This is a genomic window from Streptomyces sp. NPDC041940 (assembly GCF_055589465.1).
This window is the reverse complement of the sequence record NZ_JBVJBP010000006.1, coordinates 48,867-70,227: the sequence shown is the minus strand read 5'-3', so window position 1 is coordinate 70,227 and position 21,361 is coordinate 48,867. Positions and strand designations below refer to the sequence as shown.

17 protein-coding genes are annotated in these 21,361 nt (G+C 72.3%); 10 read left to right on the top strand and 7 right to left on the bottom strand.

The genetic code is table 11. The features are described 5' to 3' along the window. Positions 1-62: 62 nt before the first annotated feature. Together ACZ6I3_RS12850 and ACZ6I3_RS12845 are read right to left on the bottom strand one after the other, a co-directional pair. On the bottom strand, positions 63-512 hold the full coding sequence (locus tag ACZ6I3_RS12850; RefSeq protein WP_469414175.1) for a nitroreductase family deazaflavin-dependent oxidoreductase: 450 nt from the start codon (positions 510-512) through the stop codon (positions 63-65). 75 nt (positions 513-587) lie between these two features. After that, positions 588-1,220: a LysE/ArgO family amino acid transporter gene (locus ACZ6I3_RS12845; protein WP_469414174.1), complete on the bottom strand. Its 633-nt coding sequence runs from the start codon at positions 1,218-1,220 to the stop codon at positions 588-590. A 363-nt stretch (positions 1,221-1,583) separates the two neighbouring features. On the opposite strand from ACZ6I3_RS12845, the gene ACZ6I3_RS12840 reads away from it, so the two are divergent. Further along, entirely contained in the window at positions 1,584-2,780 is a 1,197-nt protein-coding gene (locus ACZ6I3_RS12840; RefSeq protein ID WP_469414172.1) for a cytochrome P450, read from the top strand. Positions 2,781-2,793: 13 nt separating this feature from the next. Next, on the top strand, positions 2,794-3,000 hold the full coding sequence (locus ACZ6I3_RS12835) for a ferredoxin (protein ID WP_184587100.1): 207 nt from the start codon (positions 2,794-2,796) through the stop codon (positions 2,998-3,000). 9 nt (positions 3,001-3,009) lie between these two features. Here ACZ6I3_RS12835 and ACZ6I3_RS12830 read toward each other — a convergent pair whose 3' ends face one another. Then, positions 3,010-3,561 (bottom strand): TetR/AcrR family transcriptional regulator, encoded by a 552-nt coding sequence (locus ACZ6I3_RS12830; protein WP_469414171.1) that lies wholly within the window; start codon positions 3,559-3,561, stop codon positions 3,010-3,012. 92 nt (positions 3,562-3,653) lie between these two features. Between ACZ6I3_RS12830 and ACZ6I3_RS12825 the strand changes: the two genes are divergently transcribed. Continuing rightward, positions 3,654-4,112, top strand: coding sequence for a nuclear transport factor 2 family protein (locus tag ACZ6I3_RS12825; protein WP_469414169.1), 459 nt, complete (start codon positions 3,654-3,656; stop codon positions 4,110-4,112). 29 nt (positions 4,113-4,141) lie between these two features. Continuing rightward, positions 4,142-4,678 carry a flavoprotein gene (locus ACZ6I3_RS12820; protein ID WP_469414168.1) on the top strand — a complete coding sequence of 179 codons (537 nt, stop codon included), beginning with the start codon at positions 4,142-4,144 and terminating at the stop codon, positions 4,676-4,678. A gap of 3 nt (positions 4,679-4,681) precedes the next feature. Here the strand turns inward: ACZ6I3_RS12820 and ACZ6I3_RS12815 are convergent, their stop codons facing one another. Continuing rightward, the gene (locus ACZ6I3_RS12815) at positions 4,682-5,557 is read right to left on the bottom strand and encodes a hypothetical protein (protein WP_469414167.1); all 876 of its coding nucleotides are present in this window, start codon (positions 5,555-5,557) and stop codon (positions 4,682-4,684) included. A gap of 214 nt (positions 5,558-5,771) precedes the next feature. Between ACZ6I3_RS12815 and ACZ6I3_RS12810 the strand changes: the two genes are divergently transcribed. Continuing rightward, entirely contained in the window at positions 5,772-6,740 is a 969-nt protein-coding gene (locus tag ACZ6I3_RS12810; RefSeq protein WP_469414165.1) for an aldo/keto reductase, read from the top strand. 33 nt (positions 6,741-6,773) lie between these two features. Here the strand turns inward: ACZ6I3_RS12810 and ACZ6I3_RS12805 are convergent, their stop codons facing one another. Beyond that, positions 6,774-7,619, bottom strand: a complete 846-nt coding sequence (locus tag ACZ6I3_RS12805) for a phytanoyl-CoA dioxygenase family protein (RefSeq protein WP_469414164.1) — start codon at positions 7,617-7,619, stop codon at positions 6,774-6,776. A 63-nt stretch (positions 7,620-7,682) separates the two neighbouring features. Between ACZ6I3_RS12805 and ACZ6I3_RS12800 the strand changes: the two genes are divergently transcribed. Both ACZ6I3_RS12800 and ACZ6I3_RS12795 read left to right on the top strand, forming a co-directional pair. Beyond that, on the top strand, positions 7,683-8,657 hold the full coding sequence (locus ACZ6I3_RS12800; RefSeq protein ID WP_469414163.1) for a helix-turn-helix domain-containing protein: 975 nt from the start codon (positions 7,683-7,685) through the stop codon (positions 8,655-8,657). A 242-nt stretch (positions 8,658-8,899) separates the two neighbouring features. Beyond that, a complete protein-coding gene (locus ACZ6I3_RS12795) occupies positions 8,900-11,038 on the top strand; it encodes a ricin-type beta-trefoil lectin domain protein (RefSeq protein WP_469414161.1) in 2,139 nt (712 codons plus the stop codon). A gap of 14 nt (positions 11,039-11,052) precedes the next feature. On the opposite strand, the gene ACZ6I3_RS12790 is transcribed toward ACZ6I3_RS12795, so the two are convergent. Both ACZ6I3_RS12790 and ACZ6I3_RS12785 read right to left on the bottom strand, forming a co-directional pair. Beyond that, positions 11,053-12,279 (bottom strand): SLC13 family permease, encoded by a 1,227-nt coding sequence (locus ACZ6I3_RS12790; protein ID WP_469414159.1) that lies wholly within the window; start codon positions 12,277-12,279, stop codon positions 11,053-11,055. A gap of 94 nt (positions 12,280-12,373) precedes the next feature. Continuing rightward, positions 12,374-14,761, bottom strand: a complete 2,388-nt coding sequence (locus tag ACZ6I3_RS12785) for a SpoIIE family protein phosphatase (protein WP_469414158.1) — start codon at positions 14,759-14,761, stop codon at positions 12,374-12,376. A 257-nt stretch (positions 14,762-15,018) separates the two neighbouring features. Between ACZ6I3_RS12785 and ACZ6I3_RS12780 the strand changes: the two genes are divergently transcribed. The 3 genes from ACZ6I3_RS12780 (at position 15,019) to ACZ6I3_RS12770 (ending at position 21,359) form a co-directional block, all read left to right on the top strand. Continuing rightward, on the top strand, positions 15,019-18,108 hold the full coding sequence (locus tag ACZ6I3_RS12780; RefSeq protein WP_469414156.1) for a glycoside hydrolase family 2 TIM barrel-domain containing protein: 3,090 nt from the start codon (positions 15,019-15,021) through the stop codon (positions 18,106-18,108). Between the two features lie 147 nt (positions 18,109-18,255). After that, complete coding sequence (locus ACZ6I3_RS12775; RefSeq protein WP_469414154.1) at positions 18,256-20,499, top strand: glycoside hydrolase family 9 protein; 2,244 nt, start codon at positions 18,256-18,258, stop codon at positions 20,497-20,499. Positions 20,500-20,567: 68 nt separating this feature from the next. Then, the gene (locus ACZ6I3_RS12770; RefSeq protein ID WP_469414152.1) at positions 20,568-21,359 is read left to right on the top strand and encodes an alpha/beta fold hydrolase; all 792 of its coding nucleotides are present in this window, start codon (positions 20,568-20,570) and stop codon (positions 21,357-21,359) included. The last annotated feature ends 2 nt before the right edge of the window (positions 21,360-21,361 follow it).

The window sequence follows — 21,361 nt, the reverse complement described above, 5'->3', positions numbered from 1 at the left end:
CGTGCCCCGCCGCCGACGGTTCATGCACCCCGATCGGAATTTCTTCGCCGCCCGCCCTGGCCTCAGTCGCCGGCGACGGGCTCCAGCACGAACAACGGAATCTCCCGGTCCGTCTTCTTCTGGTAGTCCGCGTACGCCGGATACGCCGCGACGGCCCGGTCCCACCACTCGGACTTCTCCTCGCCCGTGACCTCACGGGCGGTCATGTCCTGCTTCCGGGGCCCGTCCTGGAGCTCCACAAGCGGGTCGGACTTGAGGTTGAAGTACCAGACCGGGTGCTTGGGCGCACCGCCGAGGGAGGCGACGGCGGCGTAACGCCCCTCGTGCTCCACCCGCATCACCGGTGTCTTGCGCAGCTTGCCGCTCTTGGCGCCCCGTGAGGTCAGGACCACGACCGGCATCTTGGAGCCCTGCAGCGTCGTCCCCTCCGTACCGCCGGAGCTCTCGTACAGTTCCACCTGCTTGCGCACCCACTGCGTCGTGCTGGGTTCGTACTCGCCTTCGAGAGGCATGGCAATCCGTCCCATCGTCGTGTCAGAGGCCTACCGGTAACTGATACCTGCCCTCAACACCGGTACGCGCGCGATTCATCCTGGAGATACCGCCATTCGCACGGCCAAGGCCGTCATCACCCCGCTCGCCACCAGCGCCGTCGCCAGCCGGCCCCGATGACCGGTCAGCGCCCGGCCCAGCAGGGCACCGCTCCCGGCGAGCAGCACCTGCCAGCTCGCGGAGGCGGCGAAGGCGGCCAGGACGAACACACCCTGCTCCACCGGCCCGGCCGGACCCGTGGCCCGGGAGCCGAGCACGAGCGCCGCGAAGTAGATCACGGTGGTGGGGTTGAGCAGGGTGATGCCGAGCAGCCCCAGGTAGGCCCGGGCGGGACTCGGGGGAGCGGGGGCCGTCCGCGTGGCGAGCCGGTGGCCGCGGTACTCGCGCAGGGCGGTGACCGCGCCCCGCACCGCCAGCCCGAGCAGCACCAGGACACAGACCCAGCGCAGTGGCCCGAGCACCGGCCGCAGCGCGGCGGCCAGGGCCGTACCCCCGAGCGTGGCGGCGAGGGCGTACAGCCCGTCGGCCGTGGCGACGCCGAGCGCCGCGCAGACACCGGTACGCAGGGACGTGCGGGCGGTGAGGGACACGAGGTAGGTCCCGACCGCGCCCACGGGGACGGCGATGCCGTACCCGGCGAGCAGCCCCGCGAGGAGCGCGTCGGTCATGACCGAGGCGGTGTCGGTCCTCCACTGCGGCCGGACCGCTGCTGTCGGCGCGCGGCGGAAGCGGCGACGGACAGCGACGGCGGAAGGACATCGAGCGTAGGCATGGCTGGATCCTGAGGCCTGTCCCGCAGCACCGACAACCGGTTTTCGAATCGCCGCCATGACGGCCCCGGAGTCCCCGGCTCCCCTCGAAGGCCCTGTTCGCTCAGCACGGGCTCCCGGCCCCGGCCTTCGAACGTGAAGACGGCTTTCCCCGGCCATGTTGCGGCCGCGACCGATCTGGCCGAACTTCGCGTCGCCCTATAGGTGCCCGGGGCATCTAATGATGATCGGCACGACGCACTACTCGTCTGCGAGGTCTTCATGACGGACACGACCGCACCCGTCGCCTTCCCCCAGAGCCGGACCTGCCCCTACCACCCGCCCGCCGCCTACGACTCGCTGCGCACCGAGCGCCCCCTCACCCGCATCACGCTCTTCGACGGCCGCGAGGCCTGGCTGGTCAGCGGGCACGCGATCGCCCGCGCGCTGCTGGCCGACCCGCGTCTGTCGTCCGACCGCGACCGGCCCGGCTTCCCCGCCCCGACCAGGCGGTTCGCCGGGATCCGCAACCGCAGAACGGCCCTGCTGGGCGTCGACGACCCCGAGCACCGCACCCAGCGGCGCATGGTCGTCGGGGACTTCACCCTCAAGCGGGCCGTCGAACTCCGGCCACGGATCCAGCAGATCGTGGACGAACGGCTCGACGCGATGATCGCCCAGGGCCCGCCCGCGGACCTGGTGACCGCCTTCGCGCTGCCGGTGCCGTCCATGGTGATCTGCGCCCTCCTCGGCGTCCCGTACGCCGACCACGACTTCTTCGAGACCCAGTCGCGACGGCTGCTGCGCGGCCCGGAGACCGCCGACGTGCTGGACGCCCGCGACCGGCTGGAGGCGTACTTCGGCGAGCTGATCGACCGCAAGCGGAAGGACCGGGGGACCGGTCTGCTGGACGACCTGGTCCACCGGCAGCCGGACGAGGATGCGCTCGACCGCGAGGGCCTGATCGCGATGGCTCTCATCCTGCTGGTCGCGGGCCACGAGACGACCGCCAACATGATCTCGCTCGGCACCTTCACCCTGCTCCAGCACCCCGAGCGGCTCGCCGAACTGCGCGCGGACCCGCGGCTGCTGCCCACCGCGGTCGAGGAGCTGATGCGGATGCTGTCGATCGCGGACGGCATGCTGCGCCTGGCCGTCGACGACATCGAGGTGGCCGGGACGACGATCCGCAAGGGCGAGGGCGTGGTCTTCGCGACCTCCGTCATCAACCGCGACGAGACGGTCTACCCCGACCCGGACACGCTCGACTGGAACCGTCCCTCCCGGCACCATGTCGCCTTCGGTTTCGGCATCCACCAGTGCCTCGGCCAGAACCTCGCCCGCGCCGAACTGGAGATCGCCCTGCACGCCCTCTTCGACCGGTTGCCCGGCCTGCGCCTGGCGGCCCCGGCCGACGAGATCCCCTTCAAGCCGGGCGACACGATCCAGGGGATGCTGGAACTCCCCGTGACCTGGTAAGAGGCTTCCGCACATGCACATCGACATCGATATCGACACGGACGTCTGCATCGGCGCGGGCCAGTGCGCCCTGACCGCCCCGGAGGTGTTCACCCAGGACGACGACGGCTACAGCGCCCTGCTGCCCGGACAGGAGGACGGCGGCGGCAGCCCGCTGGTGCGGGAGGCGGCCCGGGCCTGTCCGGTGAGCGCCATCACCGTCTCGGAGAGGGTGAGCTGAAGCCCGGCCTCATGTGGTCCCCAGGAGCAGCCGGGCCGCCTCGCGCGCCTCGGCCGCGGGCTCGGCGCTCCTGGTGACACCCGCCGTGACCATGGCGCCCTCGGCCAGCAGGAACAGCTGCGCGGCCAGCGCGTCGGGCAGCCCCGCCGCGTTCACGAGCGAGGCGAGGTAGTCCCGGAACGCCCCCTTGTGCGCGCGCACCTGGCCGGCCACGCGCGCGGACGTGGCGCCGAGCTCGCCGTAGGCGTTGATCCAGGCGCAGCCGTGGAAGTCCGGCTCGCCGAACCACCCGCCGAGCCAGTCGAACACGGCCAGGATCCGCTCCCGGGGCTCCCCGTGCCGCTCGACGTACTCGGCCAGCCGCCCGCGCCAGCGCACGTCGCGCCGCTCCAGATACGCCTCCACCAACTGCTCCTTCGCCGGGAACAGCTGGTAGAGCCGCTTGAGCGAGACCCCGGACACGCCGCGCACGTCGTCCATCCCGACGGACCGCACGCCCCGCCCGTAGAACAGCTCCTCGGCCGCGTCCAGCGCCCGCTCCCGGGCCACCGCGCTGTCCATGTACCACCACTCCTTGACGGGAGAACGAACGTTCTCCTACGGTAGCAGCCATCGGGAGAACGCTCGTTCTCCGCTGTGACCGGGGAGAATCCATGACCGACCGCCCGCCCCTGCCGCCCTTCACCCGAGAGAGCGCCGCACAGAAGGTCCAGGCCGCCGAGGACGCCTGGAACACCCGCGACCCGCACAAGGTCGCCCTCGCCTACTCGGAGGACTCCGTCTGGCGCAACCGCGACACCTTCGTCACCGGCCGCGCCCGGATCGTCGAGTTCCTGACCCGCAAGTGGGAGCGCGAGCGGGACTACGCGCTGCGCAAGGACCTCTGGGCCTTCGACGGGAACCGCATCGCCGTCCGCTTCCAGTACGAGTGCCGGGACACCGAGGGACAGTGGTGGCGCTCCTACGGCAACGAGCTGTGGGAGTTCGACGAGCACGGCCTGATGACCCGTCGCGAGGCGAGCATCAACGACGTACGGATCGAGGAGAAGGAGCGCCGCATCCTCGGCCCACGGCCGGAGCCGGAGCACGGTCGCGCCTTCCCCCTCCGGTGAGCCTGGGGGAGTCGCCTAGGGTTTCCGGGATGACCGACCAGGCCGCCCGCAAGCCCTTCCTCTATGTCGTCGTCTGCGCCGCCGGCATCGCCGCGGACGTCAGCAAACTGATCACCGCCGCGCAGGAGCGGGACTGGGCGGTCGGGGTTTTCGCGACACCGGTCGCCATGAACGGCTTCTTCGACGCGGCCGCCGTCGAAGCCCAGACGGGCCGCCCGATCCGGTCCGCCTGGCGCGCCCCCGGAGAACCGCGCCCCTTCCCGGCACCCGACGCCCTGGTCGTCGCACCCGCCACCTTCAACACCGTCAACAAGTGGGCGGCCGGCATCGCCGACACCCTCGCGCTGGGCACCCTGTGCGAGGTCGCGGGGCTCGGCGTGCCGATCGCCGTCCTGCCGTGCGTGGCCGACGCGCTGGCCGCCCATCCCGCCTACCGGGACAGCCTCGAACGGCTGCGGGGGATGGGCGTGCGGTTCGGGGAGCCGTACACCGGAGAGCCGGGTGAGGACGGCGGACGGCCGGAGTTCGGCTGGGAACGGGCGCTGGACCTGGTCGAACGGGGCTGACGGTCAGCCGCAGCCGACCGTGGGCCCCTCCACCATGCCGCCGGTGTAGAGGGCCTGCCCGCGTGGCATCCAGTAGCCCAGCTTCGAGACCACCGTCGAGCAGGCGGACCCCGGGGTCACCTGGACCCGCACGGTGGCCGGTCGGCCCGGCTGCAAATCGGTCAGCGCACAGTCCACGGAGTACGTCAGCCGGTCCTGGGACGGGGCCCGTCCGATGAGCGGGTTGACGCACCGGGCGTCCGCCGTGCTGATCCGCACCCCCGTGCTCTCCTCGCCGATCAGCCCGAAGCGGGCACTGCCGTCGCCCTGTTCGCTGTCGCGGTACACCCGGTACGTCAGCGTGGTGGTGGCCCCGCGACGCAGGGTGGTCCGGTCGACCTCGACCCGGTGGGTGGGCCGCTGCTTCGGCGCGCTCAGGGTGAGCACGGCCCGGACCGTGCCGCGCAGGTCCACACCGCCCGGCGTGGAGCGCACATGCACGGTGGCCGTGACGTCGTACACCCCCGGGCCGGGGTACGGCTGCGAACCGGGCAGTGTCCCGGAGGCGACCGTCCTGCCCTGGCGTTTCGCCGTCCAGGTGCCGGAGGTCAGACAGGCGTACCGGACGGACGTGCCGGGGCGGTCGCAGTTCGCGGGCGCGGAGACCGCCATCACCGGGGTGCCGCTGCCCGCGCACAGGCTGACCGTGGCCCGCTCGCCGTCCGCGCCGCGCAGGACGCCCGCGGGTGCGCACAGCGTCGCCGGTCCCTCGGCCACCGGAGCCTGGGCCCTGACCTCGTGTCCGGGCGGGGCCGGACGGCTCCAGGCGGTCGAGATCAGGGCGAGCGACGCCGCGGCCGCCCCGGTCAGGATCCTGAGTGTCCTCCGTCGTGCCGCCACGCGTTCTCCCGTACGCCGCCGACCGGCCGGGCGCCGGTCACCTGCGCCGAGGATGCGGCAGCGGTCCGGCCCCCTCGCCGCTCCCACGCCGTGCGGTCACCTGGGGGCAGCAACGATGACGGCCCGTCAGCCGGTCCGGCCCACCCTGCCTTCGAGCGCGCACGAGCACGTACGCTCCCCCTGGAACCCCCTCCCGAAGGCAGGAGCAGCAACGATGCAGTACGTGAAGCTCGGTTCGACGGGCCTGGACGTCTCCCGGATCTGTCTGGGGTGCATGACCTACGGCCTGCCCGACCGCGGCCGTCACGAGTGGACCCTCGGCGAAGAGGCCTCGCGCCCGCTGATCCGGCAGGCGGTCGAGGCGGGGATCAACTTCTTCGACACGGCGAACGTCTACTCCGACGGCACCAGCGAGGAGATCACCGGCCGTGCCCTGCGCGACTTCGCCCGCCGCGACGAGATCGTGCTCGCGACGAAGGTGCACGGCCGGATGCGGCCCGGGCCGAACGGCGGCGGACTGTCCCGCAAGGCGATCATCACCGAGCTCGACCAGAGCCTGACCCGCCTCGGCACCGACTACGTCGACCTCTACCAGATCCACCGCTTCGACCCGCACACGCCCGTCGAGGAGACGATGGAGGCCCTGCACGACGTCGTCAAGGCCGGCAAGGTCCGCTACATCGGGGCCAGCTCGATGTACGCCTGGCAGTTCTCCAAGGCCCAGTACACCGCGCGGCTGAACGGCTGGACGCGCTTCGTCTCCATGCAGAACCACTACAACCTCGTCTACCGCGAGGAGGAGCGCGAGATGCTGCCCCTCTGCGCGGACCAGGGTGTGGGCGTCCTGCCCTGGAGCCCCCTCGCCCGCGGCCGCCTCACCCGCGACTGGGACACCACGACCGAGCGCAGCGCCACCGACACCTTCGGCAGCAACCTGTACCAGGAGGGCGACCGCACCATCGTCGAGGCCGTCACCCGCATCGCGGCCGACCGCGGCGTCCCTCGCGCCCAGGTGGCCCTGGCCTGGCTGCTCCACCAGCCCACGGTGACGGCGCCGATCGTCGGAGCGTCGAAGCCGCAGCACCTGGAGGACGCGGTGGCCGCCGTGGAACTCCGGCTGACGGACAAGGAGCTGGAGGAGCTGGAGCGCCCCTACACGCCCCATCCCATCGCCGGCCACTGAAACGCCCTGCCTCACGGCCTTCGCGCGGAGCGGTCAGTGGGGCCCCTGCGGCGACGCGAACTCCGTCCCGCAGGGCCCCGCCCCCTCACTCTCGGGCAGTTCCACCCGCGCCCCACTCATCGACAAGGTCCGGTAGAACCTTCCGATCCGCTCGGCCGACCGCCCCACATAGTGTCCGATGAACGACCGCCGGAACCGGTCGACCGCGTGGTTCGGCTGCGACCCGTGCACCAGACTCCCGTTGAAGAACAGAACGTCCCCCGGCGCCATGTCCACCGGCACGGCGGCCATCCCCGGGGGCGGCGGAACGTACTCCCGCGCGAACGACACGTCCGAGTCGGCCAGCTCTGGACAGAACACGTCCATGCGGTGCGTGCCCGGCACGACCTCCAGGCCGCCGTTCTCCCGGTCGATCACATCGCACGCCACCCACGCGGCCACACAGGTGCCCGGCTCGACCCGCAGATAGAAGTTGTCCTGGTGCAGCGCCTGTCCCCGCGCTCCCGGCGGCTTGAAGTAGAACATGCTCTGCGCGGCCAGCGCCTCCTCCCCGAGCAGCGCTTCCAGGACCGTCCGCAGCCGGGCGTCCAGCAGTACCTCACGTGCGAGGTCGTTGATCTCGTGCGGCTGCATCACCCTGGGCCAGACGTGCAGCGGATCGGCCCCCGGCGCGTCCGCCGCGCGCGGTTCGAAATGCCCGGGAATCGGGCCGCCGGCACGCAGCGCCGCGAATTCGCCGCACAGCCGCTCGATCTCCCCGGCCCCGAAGAGCCCGCGCACCACCGTGAAACCGTCCTCCTCGAAACCCTCCCGGTACCGCCGGAGCCCGGCGGGGTCCAGGCGGGAAGCGCCGGCGGCGCTGTTGTCCATGACTGTCATGAGCGCACTCCTCGGTCGGGTGACTTCGATATGAAACGCTAGGCCGACGGACGGCCGAGGAGGATGCCCGTGCGTGCTGATGGATTGCCCGGCACTGCTGCGAACGGGGACCACGGGGTCCCCGCACCGCCGCCCGGCCTGGTCGTGCTCGGCCATTTCGACCAGCCGCCCGGCTACGCCGTCAACCGCCCGCGCGGCTCGGCGAGCTGGCTCTTCACCTGGACCACGGGAGGCCGGGGCCGACTGCGGCAGGGCGCCGTGGAGACCTCGGTCCGCGCCGGTGACCTCGTGGTGCTCGCCCCGGGTGTCCCGCACGGCTACACGGTGGAGTCCGGCGCCGGGCACTGGCGGTTCTGGTGGGCGCACTGCCAGGCCCGCCCGTCGTGGGCCGGGTGGCTGCGGCCGTACGACGCCGGCGACGGGGTGTACGTGGTCACCTCCGCCCCGGCCGGTGTGCACGGCCGCGTCGAGTCGGCGTTCCGGCGGATGCACACCGACGCCCGCCGGCCCGGGACCGAGGTACCGGCCGCACCGGCGTCCCCGGACGGGCAGGTGGCCGTGGCACACGGCAGCGCGGCCCGCGAACTCGCCCTGTGCGCGCTGGAGGAGATCGTCCTTCTCACCACTGCCGGCGCCCGGCCGGCGGCGCCCCGCCCCGGCCTCGACGCGCGGGTCCGCCGGGCCGAGGAGCTGATCGCCGCCGACCCGGGCGCCCCGCACACCGTTCGCTCGCTCGCCGAGGACGTCGCCCTGTCGCCGTCCCGCTTCGCCCACCTGTTCAGCCGGCAGCTCGGCCAGTCGCCCATGCGCGCCCTGCGCGAGGCCCGGCTGCGGCACGCCGCGCGGCTGCTGGAGGGCACCGACCTGCCCGTGGAACGTGTGGCCGCGGCCTCGGGTTTCGCCAGCCCCTTCCACTTCAACCGCGTCTTCCGCGAGCGCTACGGGATACCGCCCGGCGCGTACCGGACAAAGTGCGGCGACCCGTCCGGCCCAGCGGTTTCCGGACGGCGACGGGAACCGGGCGAATACCTGCCATAAATGCCGAGCGGGCAGCCCGGGAATCCCTTTCGGCACGCTGATTGACAGTTTGTCAAAAAGCCCTGGCCGCCTACGCAATGCACGAAACCGTGAGATCTCTTGTTCGCTGTCGCTGACCTGTGCAAAGGTGTGCCCTGTCGGCGTGCGGACAGCACGCCGTTCTTTCGTATGCGCGAGGCCGCCGTGCCGGCATACCCCTTGGTATGGACTTTATTCCGCATGTCCTTGAGAGGAATGCATCCGTGAACGACGCAAGTCCGTCGAATTCCCCGGCCCCGGCCCGCAGGTTCGGCCCGACGGACGAGCAACTGAGCGCCGAGCTCAGGAAGTGGACGGGCGCGACGCCCGCGCTTCATCCCGTCGGCGAGCTGCTCGACCGGCACTGGGAGGCGGCTTTCGCCTACGCCCGGCTGTGCACCGCCGGTCCGCATTTCGCCGGAATGCTCACCACCGCGGCCTTCACCCGGCTCTTCGGCGAAAGCCTGCGCCAGAACGGTCCGACATCCGCCTGGCGGCCCCAACTGCTCGTCACCGTGCGGCGGATCGCGGCCGAGTGGGCCACCGACCACCGACGCGACATGCTCCACCCGGATCTGCTGTCCGAGGCCGGTGACGGGGAGCGGCCGGCCGCCCGGCTGCTGCCGCAGCAGCACCGGCGCCTGCTGTCCGGGGCCTTTCAGCGGCTGCCCCAGTCGGCCCGCTGCCTGCTCTGGCACATCGAGGTCGAGGACGAACCGCTCACGGTCCCCGCCGGGTTGCTCGGGCTGGACGAGGAGGGCGCGCGCGTCGAACTGGCCCGGGCCCGTGACCGGATGCGCGAGGAGTGCCTCCAGCTGCACCGCGAACTCGCTCCGGACGAGGAATGCCGGCGCTATCTGCGCCTGCTCGACGTGACGTACCGACGGGGCGCCCTCGAACTCGACCCGGATCTACGCGCGCATATCGAGGGGTGCGGGCACTGCAGCGCCGCCGCGGACCAGCTCGACCGGTTCAACCACGGGCTCGGCGTCGCCCTGGCGGAGGCGGTGCTGGGCTGGGGCGGGCAGGAGTACGTGGAGAGCGCGTCGGTCAGCGCCGCGGAGGCCTCCCCGGAGAGCGGCGTCCCCGGGGACACGGCCGGCACGGAACCGGCCGGTGCCGCGCGTGCGGCGTTCCCGGACCCCGTCGCCCTCGCCGGCGCGGTGGGGGAGTCGTTCACCGACCCCGTCGACCCGGTGGCCGCGCCACCCGCCCCCGCGGCCGAAGCGGGAGCGGAACCCCCATCGCAGGTCCCGGTCCAGATGCAGGGCCAGACGCAGGGCCAGACGCAGGACCAGGCCCGTGCGGTGGCGCGGGCCCTGGCCATCGTCCATGCCCAGGAGGCATTCCCCACCGCCCCTCCCGACGCGCCGGCACCGGCCGGTGGAACGGCCCCCGGCCCGGACGCCGTGGGCCCGCGCACCGCCTCTCCCAGATCGGCCTCTCCCAGATCCGCCCACAAGGCGGCCCGCCGTGCCGCCCGTCGCCGCAATCTCACCGTGGGCGTCCTGACCGTCAGCGGCCTGGTCGTCCTCCCGCTGGTCCTGTGGTCCATCGGCAGCGATGGCGACGCCGCCCCGCCGGCCGCCGCGGACCGGCCCTCCGAGGCATCCGGCCCGGGCGCGGCCAAGCCGACCGGTGACCCGTCCTGGATCGGCGCGGGCGAGCCCCGCAAGGGCGCTCTGCGCGGCCGGCTGCTCAATGTCGCCTCGGGCCTGTGCGTCGGCATCGAGGGCAAGAAGGCCGTCGAGGACGCCGAAGCCGAACTCACCAGCTGCTCCTCGGACCCCGCCCAGCAGTGGACGTACGAGACCGACGGGCTGCTGCGCAGCGGTGCCGACCCCGACCTGTGCCTGGACTCGCGGCTCGGCTACTCGGTGCGGCTCGCCCCCTGCACGGGCCCGTCCCGGCCCGACGCCAAGGACATCAGCTACGACTTCATCCTCCAGGGCGCCCTGGTGCCACGCCGGGACCAGGAGCTCGCCCTGGCCCCGGCCGCGACCGACGGCTCGGGGGCCCTGGTGCTCAAGACCCGGGCGGACGACGAGGTCCAGCGCTGGGTGATCGACACCTCCAAGACCGATCTCCAGATGGAGGCCGTCAACTGGGAAGCGGCCGCTCCGGTGCCGCAGCCCGAGCCCACCCCGACCCCCACCCCCACACCGTCGAGGACACCCGAGCCGACCCCCACGCCGACCCCCACCCCGACCGCCGCTCCGTCGACGTCCCGGCCGGCACCCCCGAGCCCGTCGCCCAGCACCACCTGCCACTACTACGGCTACTACTGCTCCTGGAACGGTGACCAGGGCTACCCCGGCTACGGCTACGGCCATGGCTACGGCTACGGCGGTCGCGGCCGCTGACCACCGGGCGGAACTCAGCCCCCGAGGACCCCCAGCGAGAGCCACAGCGCCACCACGGCCGGCACCAGCGCGGCGGGTACCGCGAGCAGCCCGAGCCGGGTGAATTCCCCGAGCTCGACGCGGTGCCCGTGCTGCTGCACGATCCGCCGCCACAGCAGGGTCGCCAGCGATCCGGCGTAGGTCAGGTTGGGGCCGATGTTCACGCCGAGCAGCACCGCGAGCACGGCACCGGGACCGGCCCCGGCGGTCAGCGGCAGCAGCACCAGTACCGCGGGCAGGTTGTTGATGAGGTTCGCCAGGACGGCGGCCAGTACGGCCACGCCCAGCAGCGCGAGCAGGCCCGAGCCGTCGGGCAGCACACGGTGGAGCGCGTCGGCGAGACCGTTGTCGACGACCGCGCGCACCACGACGCCGAGCGCGAGCACGAAGGCCAGGAAGGCCGGGGCCGCGGAGCGCACCACCGTCAGCGGGGTGGCCCGCCGCCGCAGCAGCGCCCGCCCTGCCAGCATCAGCGCACCCGCCAGCGCGGCCCATGCCGGTGCGATCCCGAGGGCGGAGGCCACGACGAACCCGGCCAGGGTGCAGCCCACCGTGACCAGGGCGAACAGCGGCAGCTCGGGAGGGGGCGCGGGGTCGGGGACGGGGAGAGGGGCGGCCAGTTCATCGCCGAAGAAACGCCGGAAGATCAGGTACTCGGCGCCGATGGCGACCAGCCAGGGCAGTGCCATCAGTGCCGTGAACCGGGTGAAGCTCAGCCCGCTCGCCGTGAAGGCGAGGAGGTTGGTCAGGTTGGAGACCGGCAGCAGCAGCGAGGCGGTGTTCGACAGATGGGCGCACGCGTAGAGGTGCGGACGGGCCTGGACGCCCATCCTGGTGGCGGTGGCCAGCACGACCGGTGTCAGCAGGACGACCGTGGCGTCCAGGCTGAGTACGGCGGTGATGACGGAGGCCAGTGCGAACACCGCGGTCAGCAGCCGCCCGGGACGCCCCGCCGCCCAGCGGGCCATCCACGCCCCGCACGCCGTGAAGAGTCCCTCGACGTCGCAGAAGTGGGCGAGCACCAGCACGGCCGCGAGGAACCCGACCACGGGTCCCAGCCGCTGGATCTCCTCCCACGCGTGAGCGGGCGAGATCACGCCGACGGCGACCGCGAGCCCGGCGGCCGGAACCGCCAGTACGGCCTCGGGCAGCCCCTTCGGACGGACGACGGCCCAGACGAGCACCGCGGCCAGCAGCGCCACGGACAGGACTTCGGCGAGCGGGGTGTTCAGGGCGGGGTCCTCCGGGCGTGTGCAGGCGGTGCCCGCCCATGAAACCAGGCTCCGGTAAGAACGCTCACATCGCGTCGAGCATCGTCAGCTCCGCCCAGATGGTCTTGCCGTCCGCGGTGTGCCTGCTGCCCCAGCGCTGGGTGAGCTGGGCGACCAGGAGCAGACCGCGGCCGCCCTCGTCCCAGGTCTTGGCCCGGCGCAGGTGCGGCGCCGTGTGGTTGGTGTCGGACACCTCACAGATCAGCGTGTCCGCGTCGTGGATCAGCCGCAGCCGGATGGGCTTGGCGCCGTAGCGGATGGCGTTGGTGACCAGCTCGCTCACCACCAGCTCCGCGGTGAACGTGGCCTCGGTCAGCGCCCAGCGCTCCAGCTGTTCGACGACCTGCTTGCGGATGGGGGCCACCAGCGCCGGGTCGGCCGGGATGTCCCAGGTCGCGACCTGGGAGGACGGCAGACCGCGGGTGCGGGCCAGCAGCAGGGCCACGTCGTCGGCGGAGCCGCCCGAGGGGAGCAGCGCCCCCAGTACGCGGTCGCAGATCTCGTCCAGCGAGTCGGCGGGGGCCGACAGGGACTCGCCGAGCATCCGCTGGCTCGTGTCGACGTCCCGTTCGCGGCTCGCGAGCAGCCCGTCCGTGTGGAACGACAGGACACTGCCCTCCCGCAGCTCCACCTCGGCGCTCTCGAACGGCAGTCCCCCGACACCGAGCGGGGGACCGGAGGGCAGGTCGAGCTGCCGGGCCGGGCCGTCCGGTGGGACCAGGAAGGGCTGCGGGTGCCCGGCCCGGGCCAGGGTGCAGCGCCGCGACACCGGGTCGTACACCGCGTAGAGGCAGGTCGCGCCCACCTCGCCGGTGCCGGCCGCCTCTTCGCCGCCGGACTCCTGGGACAGCCGGACGACCAGGTCGTCGAGGTGGGTGAGCAGTTCGTCGGGGGCCAGGTCGATGTCGGCGAGGGTGCGGACGGCGGTGCGCAGCCGGCCCATGGTGGCCGAGGCCGGGATGCCGTGGCCGACGACGTCCCCGACGACCATGGCGACCCGCATCCCGGACAGCGGGATCACGTCGAACCAGTCGCCGCCCACACCGGAGCGGGTGGCGGGCAGATAGCGGGAGGCCGCCTCCACCGCGGCGGTGCGCGGCAGACGGCGGGGCAGCAGGCTGCGCTGCAGCGTGAGCGTCGTCTCCCGCTCGCGGGAGTAGCGGCGCGCATTGTCGATGCAGACGGCGGCCCGGGCCGTGACCTCTTCGGCCAGCAGCACATCGTCGTCCGTGAAGTCCTCGGGGCGCTGAAAGCGGGTGAACACCGCGACGCCGAGGATGGTGCCCCTGGCCTGGAGCGGGACGGACATCGTGGAGTGGATGCCGTACTCGCGGACCCGCCGGAAGCGGACCGGGTCCCAGGCGAGCCACTCCTCGAGGTCGTCCTCCGAACCCGAGGCCACCACCGCGTGGCCCGCGATCAGCGAGGCGGCCTGCGGGGAGGACGCCGGGTAGACCTCCACCTGCCCCGGCTTGGCGACGGCCTCGGGGCTGCCCGAGTTGACCGACTGGTGGGCGGCCCGGCGCAGGCTCACCGGCGGGACGGGCGGCCCCGCGGACTCGCCGCCGTGCTCCCGGGTGTCGAGCAGGTCGACGCTGACGAAGTCGGCGAGCGCCGGGACGCACACGTCCGCCAGTTCCTGGGCCGTACGGGTGACGTCGAGGGTGGTGCCGATGCGCACGCTCGCCTCGTTGACCAGTTGCAGCCGCTCCCGTGACCGGTACTGGTCGCTGAAGTCGTGGGCGGTCACGCACACGCCCCGCACCTGGCCGGAGGGGTCGGTGAGCGGGGCGATCCGGGCCAGCCAGGCGTGCGCCCCCCGGGTCTCGCCGCTGGCCTTCATGTACGTCTGCATGTCCTGCCGCCGGCCGGTGCTCAGCACCCGGCGCAGGTTCTCCTCCAGCTCGGTGTTCTGCGGCCGGCTGCCGATGTCGGTGGGTCTCAGACCCCGCAGGCGGTGGGCGGGCATTCCCAGGAGGTCCGCCATGGCGTCGTTGACGCCGCGCAGCCGCAGCCCCTCGTCGAAGATCATCGTGGCGCAGGGTGACTGGGTGAGGGCCGCCCGCACCAGCGGGTCGTCCGCCGGCCCCACGTCGTCGGCTTCCGGCGGGGACACCGCGAACCACTCGGCCGCCTCGCCCTCCGGCGGCCTGCGGTGGGCGAGCACCCACACGGACACCGTACGGCCGTCGCGATGGCGCAGCGCGAGCATGCCGCTCCAGCGGGCGTCATGGGGCGCGGGCGGCGCGTCCGCGTCGGCGGCCAGCAGCTCGGCGGCCGGGCGGCCCACGACCTCGGCGGAGGTGTGGCCCAGGAGGCGGCGGGCGCCCTCGTTCCACTCGGTGAGCGTGCCGTCGGCGGCGATGACGACACGGGCGGCCACGCCATCGTCCAACGGCTCGTCCGGGATCATCGTCGCCACTCCATACGGACACTCACAGTGATCAGGGAGGTCGCTTGAGTTCCAGCCTAGTCCGTAGGCGCGCGACGTGAACCGGTAACCCCGAGGGCGCCCGGCTGTGCGGGGGCGAGGCTTGATTCCGGCCGATGTGACGCCCGGTACAGAAGGATGTCGCCGCACCCTTGACGGCCCTGTGTGACACCTCGACAGAATCTGTTTGTTCACGATCAGTTGTGAGTACTTCTGGGCCTTAATGAGGGAGAGCCTCCATGTCGGTCACGCGCAGATCGGTCTTGCTCGCCTCCGCCGCCGCGCCCGCGGCCGGAGCGCTGCTCGGCACGCCGGAGGCGTGGGCCGCCGAGGAGGTGCGCGGCGCGTCCGGCCGCAGTATCGTCCCGCTGCGCGACGGCTGGCGCTTCGCGCTGGTCAACCCGGGCGGCATCACCGACCCGACCGGCGCCTACGCCGATGCCGCGCTGCCCGGCTACGACGACTCCCGGTGGCGCGAGGTCGCCGTCCCGCACGACTGGAGCATCGAGCAGGCTCCCACCACCGAGCACGGCACCACCAGCGGCACCGGCTTCCTGCCCGGCGGCCTCGGCTGGTACCGCCTCTCCTTCACCCTGCCGCCCGCCCTCGCCGGCAAGCGGATCTCGGTGGAGTTCGACGGCGTCTACATGGATTCCCACGTCCACTGCAACGGCGAGGAGGCCGGCCGCCACCCCTACGGCTACACCGGCTTCGCCTTCGACCTCACCGACCTGGTGCACACCGACGGCACCACCGGGAACGTGATCGCGGTCAAGGTCCAGAACCGGCTCCCCAGCAGCCGCTGGTACTCGGGCAGCGGCATCTACCGCGAGGCCCGCCTGGTGATCACCGAGCCGGTCCACGTGGCCCGCTGGGGCACCCATGTCCGCACGCCCGAGATCTCCGCCGAGCGGGCCGTCGTACGGATCGACACCTCCGTCGTCGACGCGTCGGGCGCGGGCGCGGACGTCGAGGTCGTCTCCCGGATCGTCGACCGGAAGGGCCGTACGGTCGCCCGTACCTCCTCCACCGTCGCCGTCACCGACGAGCGGACCGAGACCCATGAACTCACCGTCGAGCGACCGGAGTTGTGGGACATCGAAGCCCCGCACCGCTACACCCTCCACACCGAACTGCGCGTCGGCGGCCGGACCACCGACATTTACCGCACGCCCTTCGGCTTCCGCACCTTCCGCTTCGACCCGGACGAGGGCTTCTTCCTCAACGGCACCCACCACAAGCTCAAGGGCGTCGACCTCCACCACGACCTGGGCGCCCTCGGCGCCGCCGTCAGCAAGGACGCCGTCCGCCGCCAGCTGCTCATCATGAGATCGATGGGCGTCAACGCCTTCCGCACCTCCCACAACCCGCCCTCCCCGGAGATGATCGAGGTCTGCGAGGAACTCGGCATCGTCATGCTGGTGGAGGCGTTCGACTGCTGGAAGAGCCCCAAGACGCGGTACGACTACGGCCGCTTCTTCGACGAGTGGGCCGACAAGGACATCGCGGAGATGGTCCTGGCCGCCCGCAACTCGCCCGCCGTCCTGATGTGGTCCATCGGCAACGAGGTCAGCGAGTTCACCTCCACCGCCGGTCTCGCCATGGCGGACCGGCTCATCGCCGCCATCAAGGCCTACGACACCACCCGCCCGGTCGTGATCGGCTCCCACCGGCACCGCAGCGTGCCCGCCCCGGGCTCTCCCGGCGATCTGATCCTCGCCAAGATCGACGGCCTGGGCCTCAACTACAACACCGCCAAGTCGGTGGACGCCCTGCACGCCCGCTATCCCGAGCTGTTCCTGTTCGAATCGGAGTCGTCCTCGGAGACCTCCACCCGCGGTGTCTACCAGGAGCCCGAACACCTCAACACCGGCGAGGACCACACGCCGGGCCGGCGCGCGACGTCCTCCTACGACAACAACCTCGCCTCGTGGACCATGAGCGGCGAGTACGGCCACAAGAAGGACCGGGACCGCAAGTGGTTCGCCGGGCAGTTCCTGTGGTCGGGCATCGACTACATCGGCGAGCCCACGCCGTACGACGTCTTCCCGGTCAAGGCGTCCTTCTTCGGTGCGGTCGACACCGCGGGTTTCCCGAAGGACATGTACCACCTCTTCCGGAGCCAGTGGACCGAGCGGCCGATGGTCCACCTGCTCCCGATGACCTGGAACCACGCCGAGGGCGACACGGTCGAGGTCTGGGCGTACGCCAACGTCGACACCGTCGAACTGTTCCTCAACGGGAAGTCGCTGGGCGTACGGCGGTTCGACACGAAGAAGACCGTCGACGGCCGGACGTATCTGGAGACCACCGAGGCCACCGGCGACGACAAGACCTTCACCGACGGCCCCTGGCCCGGCAGTTACACCAGCCCGAACGGCAGTGCCGGAAAGCTGCACCTGACCTGGCGTGTGCCCTACGAGCCGGGCGAGCTGAAGGCCGTCGCGAGCAAGGACGGCAGGACGGTCGCCACCGACGTACTGCGCACCGCCGGCGCCCCGCACGCGATACGCCTCACACCGGACCGCGAGTCCACCGCTGCTGACGGCCGTTCGCTGGTCTTCGTGACCGCCGAGGTGGTCGACCGGCGCGGTGTGGTGGTGCCCGGCGCGGAGCACCTGCTCTCCTTCGAGGTGGCGGGCGGCTCCCTGGCCGGGCTCGACAACGGCCGCCAGGAGAGCGCCGAGCGCTACCAGGCGAGCACCCGCACCGCCTACCACGGCAAGGCCCTCGCCATCGTCCGCTCCGGCACGAGGACAGGCCAGGTGAAGGTGACGGCCCGCGCCGACGGACTGCGCACCGGCACGGCGGCCGTACGGGCCACCCCGGCCCGGGACCGGGCCGAGACGGCCCCGCCCGCCTTCGGGCCGGAGCACCCGGCGCCCTCGGACCACCCGCACGCGGACGCCAGTTACTCCGGCCGCCCGGACACCCTGCCCGCCGCCATGCTCGACGGCGATCCGGCCACCGGCTGGTCCAACGGCTTCTTCAAACAGGCCACGGCCCTGCTGCCCGCCTTCGACGGGGCCCGCGGCGAGGACTGGGTCTCGGTCGACCACGGACGCACCCGCGCCTTCGACCGGGTGGACGTCTCCTTCACGGTGGACGCCACCCACAGCCTGCCCGCGGCGATCACGGTGGCGGTATGGGACGGCCGGGCGTGGCGGGCCGTGCGGGACGCCGCGATCGACTGGGCCACCGCCTCCGACGCCCCGACGGTGATCACCTTCAAGTCCGTCCGCGGCTCCCGGATCCGGCTCACTCTGACGAGCAGCCACCCCGGCGAGGCGCGGGGTGCGCTGCGCATCAGCCGGCTGGACTCCCTCTAGGCCGCGTTGGTCCGGACGGGTGACGGAGAGTCAGTCCCGTCCGGACCGTTGACGGAGTGTCACATCAGCCACAACCATGGCGGGCATCCGTATCTGGGAGCGCTCCCATGCCGAGCGTCACCCGCCCCTCTCCAGAGGAGCCCGGACGTGAAACGACGCAGAACCGCCCTGCTGTCCCTGACGGCCCTCCTGGCGACCGCGCTCACCGCGCTGCCCTCGGCGCCGGCCGGGGCCGAAGAGGTCGAACAGGTCGAGAACGGCACCTTCGACACCACCACCGCCCCCTGGTGGACGACCAGCAACGTCACCGGAGGACTGTCCGACGGCCGGCTCTGCGCCGACGTCCCCGGCGGCACCGCCAACCGCTGGGACGCCGCCGTCGGGCAGAACGACATCACCCTCGTGAAGGGGGAGTCGTACCGCTTCTCCTTCAGCGCGACCGGCACGCCCGCCGGGCACGTGGTGCGGGCGATCGTGGGCCTGTCGGTGTCCCCGTACGACACCTACTACGAGGTGACACCGCAGCTCAGCGTCTCCGGCGACCGCTACTCCTACACCTTCACCTCGCCCGTCGACACCGCTCAGGCCCAGGTCGGCTTCCAGCTCGGCGGCAGCGCGGACGCATGGCGCTTCTGCATGGACGACGTCTCGCTGCTGGGCGGCGTCGCGCCGGAGCCGTACGAGCCCGACACCGGCCCCCGGGTCCGCGTCAACCAGGTCGCCTACCTGCCCGCCGGGCCGAAGAACGCCACCCTGGTCACCGACGCCACGGCGAAGCTGCCCTGGGAGCTGAGGAACGCCCGCGGCACCGTGGTCGCCCGGGGCACGACCGTGCCGCGCGGGGCCGACAGCTCCTCCGGGCAGAACGTCCACTCGATCGACTTCGGCGCGTACCGCACGAAGGGCACCGGCTTCACACTGGTCGCCGACGGCGAGACCAGCCGTCCCTTCGACGTCGACGCGAGCGTCTGGGAGCGGCTCCGGCTGGACTCGGCGAAGTACTACTACACCCAGCGCAGCGGCATCGAGATCCGCGAGGACCTGCGGCCCGGGTACGGACGCCCCGCCGGACACGTGGGCGTGGCCCCCAACAAGGGCGACACCGCCGTGCCGTGCCAGCCGGGTGTGTGCGACTACAGCCTCGACGTCAGCGGCGGCTGGTACGACGCCGGCGACCACGGCAAGTACGTCGTCAACGGCGGCATCTCCACCTGGGAGGTGCTGAGCACCCACGAACGCGCGCTGCACGCCCGCACCGGCGACGCCGGCAAGCTCGGCGACGGCACGCTCGCCATCCCCGAGAGCGGCAACAAGGTCCCGGACATCCTCGACGAGGCCCGCTGGGAGCTGGAGTTCCTGCTGAAGATGCAGGTGCCCGCCGACAAGCCGCTGGCCGGCATGGCCCACCACAAGATGCACGACGAGCAGTGGACCGGACTGCCGCTGCTGCCCGGCGACGACCCGCAGAAGCGCGAACTGCACCCGCCCTCCACCGCGGCCACCCTGAACCTGGCTGCCACGGCCGCGCAGGCGGCCCGCCTGTACCGGTCCTACGACAAGGCGTTCGCCGACAAGGCCCTGGCGGCCGCCCGCAAGGCCTGGTCGGCGGCGCTGGCCCACCCGGACCGCTACGCCTCCGAGAGCGACGGCGTCGGCGGCGGCGCCTACCCCGACAACGACGTGACCGACGACTTCTACTGGGCGGCGGCCGAGCTGTATCTCAGCACGGGGGAGAAGCAGTTCGAGGAATACGTCCTGAAGTCGCCGGTCCACACCGCCGACCTCTTCAAGCCCCTCGGCTTCGACTGGGCCCGCACCGGGGCGGCGGGCCGGCTCGACCTCGCGACGGTGCCGAACAAGCTGCCGGGCCGCGACAAGGTGCGCGAGTCCGTCGTCAAGGGCGCCGACCGCTACCTGGCCACCCTGAAGGACCACCCCTACGGGATGCCCTACGCGCCCGACGGCAACAAGTACGACTGGGGCTCCAGCCACCAGGTCCTCAACAACGCGGTCGTCCTCGCCACCGCGTACGACATCACCGGCGCCTCGAAGTACCGGGACGGCGCCCTGCAGAGCATGGACTACATCCTCGGCCGCAACGCGCTGAACATCTCCTACGTCACCGGCTACGGCGAGGTCAGCTCCCAGAACCAGCACAGCCGCTGGTACGCCCGCCAGCTCGACCCCGGCCTGCCCCACCCGCCGAACGGCACCCTGGCCGGCGGGCCGAACTCGAGCATCCAGGACCCCTACGCACAGAGCAGACTCCAGGGCTGCGTCGGACAGTTCTGCTACATCGACGACATCCAGTCCTGGTCGACCAACGAACACACGATCAACTGGAACGCCGCCCTGACCCGGATGGCCGCCTTCGTGGCGGACCAGGGGTAGGGAACGTGCCCGGTGCCGGGGGAGTCCGCCGACAGGACGCCTCCGGCACCCGCGCGTAGCCTGGTCACATGCACGCGGTGCGGGTAGACGGCATCGAGGTCGCCTACGACCGGGTGGGCTCGGGCCCGCCCCTGGTGCTCGTGCACGGCGCCACCGCGGACGCCCGCCTCTGGCGTGGCCAGGTCGCCGACCTGGCCGACGCGTTCACCGTGGTGGCCTGGGACGAACCGGGGACCGGCCGCTCCTCCGACGTACCGCCCTCCTTCACCCTCGCCGACTACGCCCGCTGCCTGGCGGCGGTCGTCAAGGACGTGGGCCTCGGCCCGGCCCACGTCCTGGGCCTGTCCTGGGGCGGGACCATCGTGCTGGAGCTCTACCGGCACCACTCCGACCTCGTCAGGACGCTGCTCCTCGTCGACACCTACGCCGGCTGGAAGGGCTCGCTGCCCGCGGCCGAGGTGCGGGCACGGGTCGAGGGGGCCGAGCGGCTGCTGGCGGTCCCGGCCGAGGACTTCGCGCCGACCATGCCGGGCCTGTTCGCGGGCCGGCCGCCCGCCGAAGCCGTACGCCTGATGTCCGTGATGTCGGCCGACACCCGCCCCCAGACCATGCGGACCGAGCTCACCGTCATGGCCGAGGCCGACCAGCGTGACCTGCTGCCCACGATCACGGTGGAGACGCTCCTGCTCTGGGGCGAGCTCGACACGCGTTCCCCGGTGGAGCAGGTGGCCCACCCGTTCCTGGCGGCGATCCCGCACGCCACGCTGGTCGTGCTGCCGGGCATCGGGCACCTCAGCAACATCGAAGCCCCGGAGGCCTTCAACCGGACGGTCCGGGAGTTCTGCCGCGCCCGTTCCTGAGC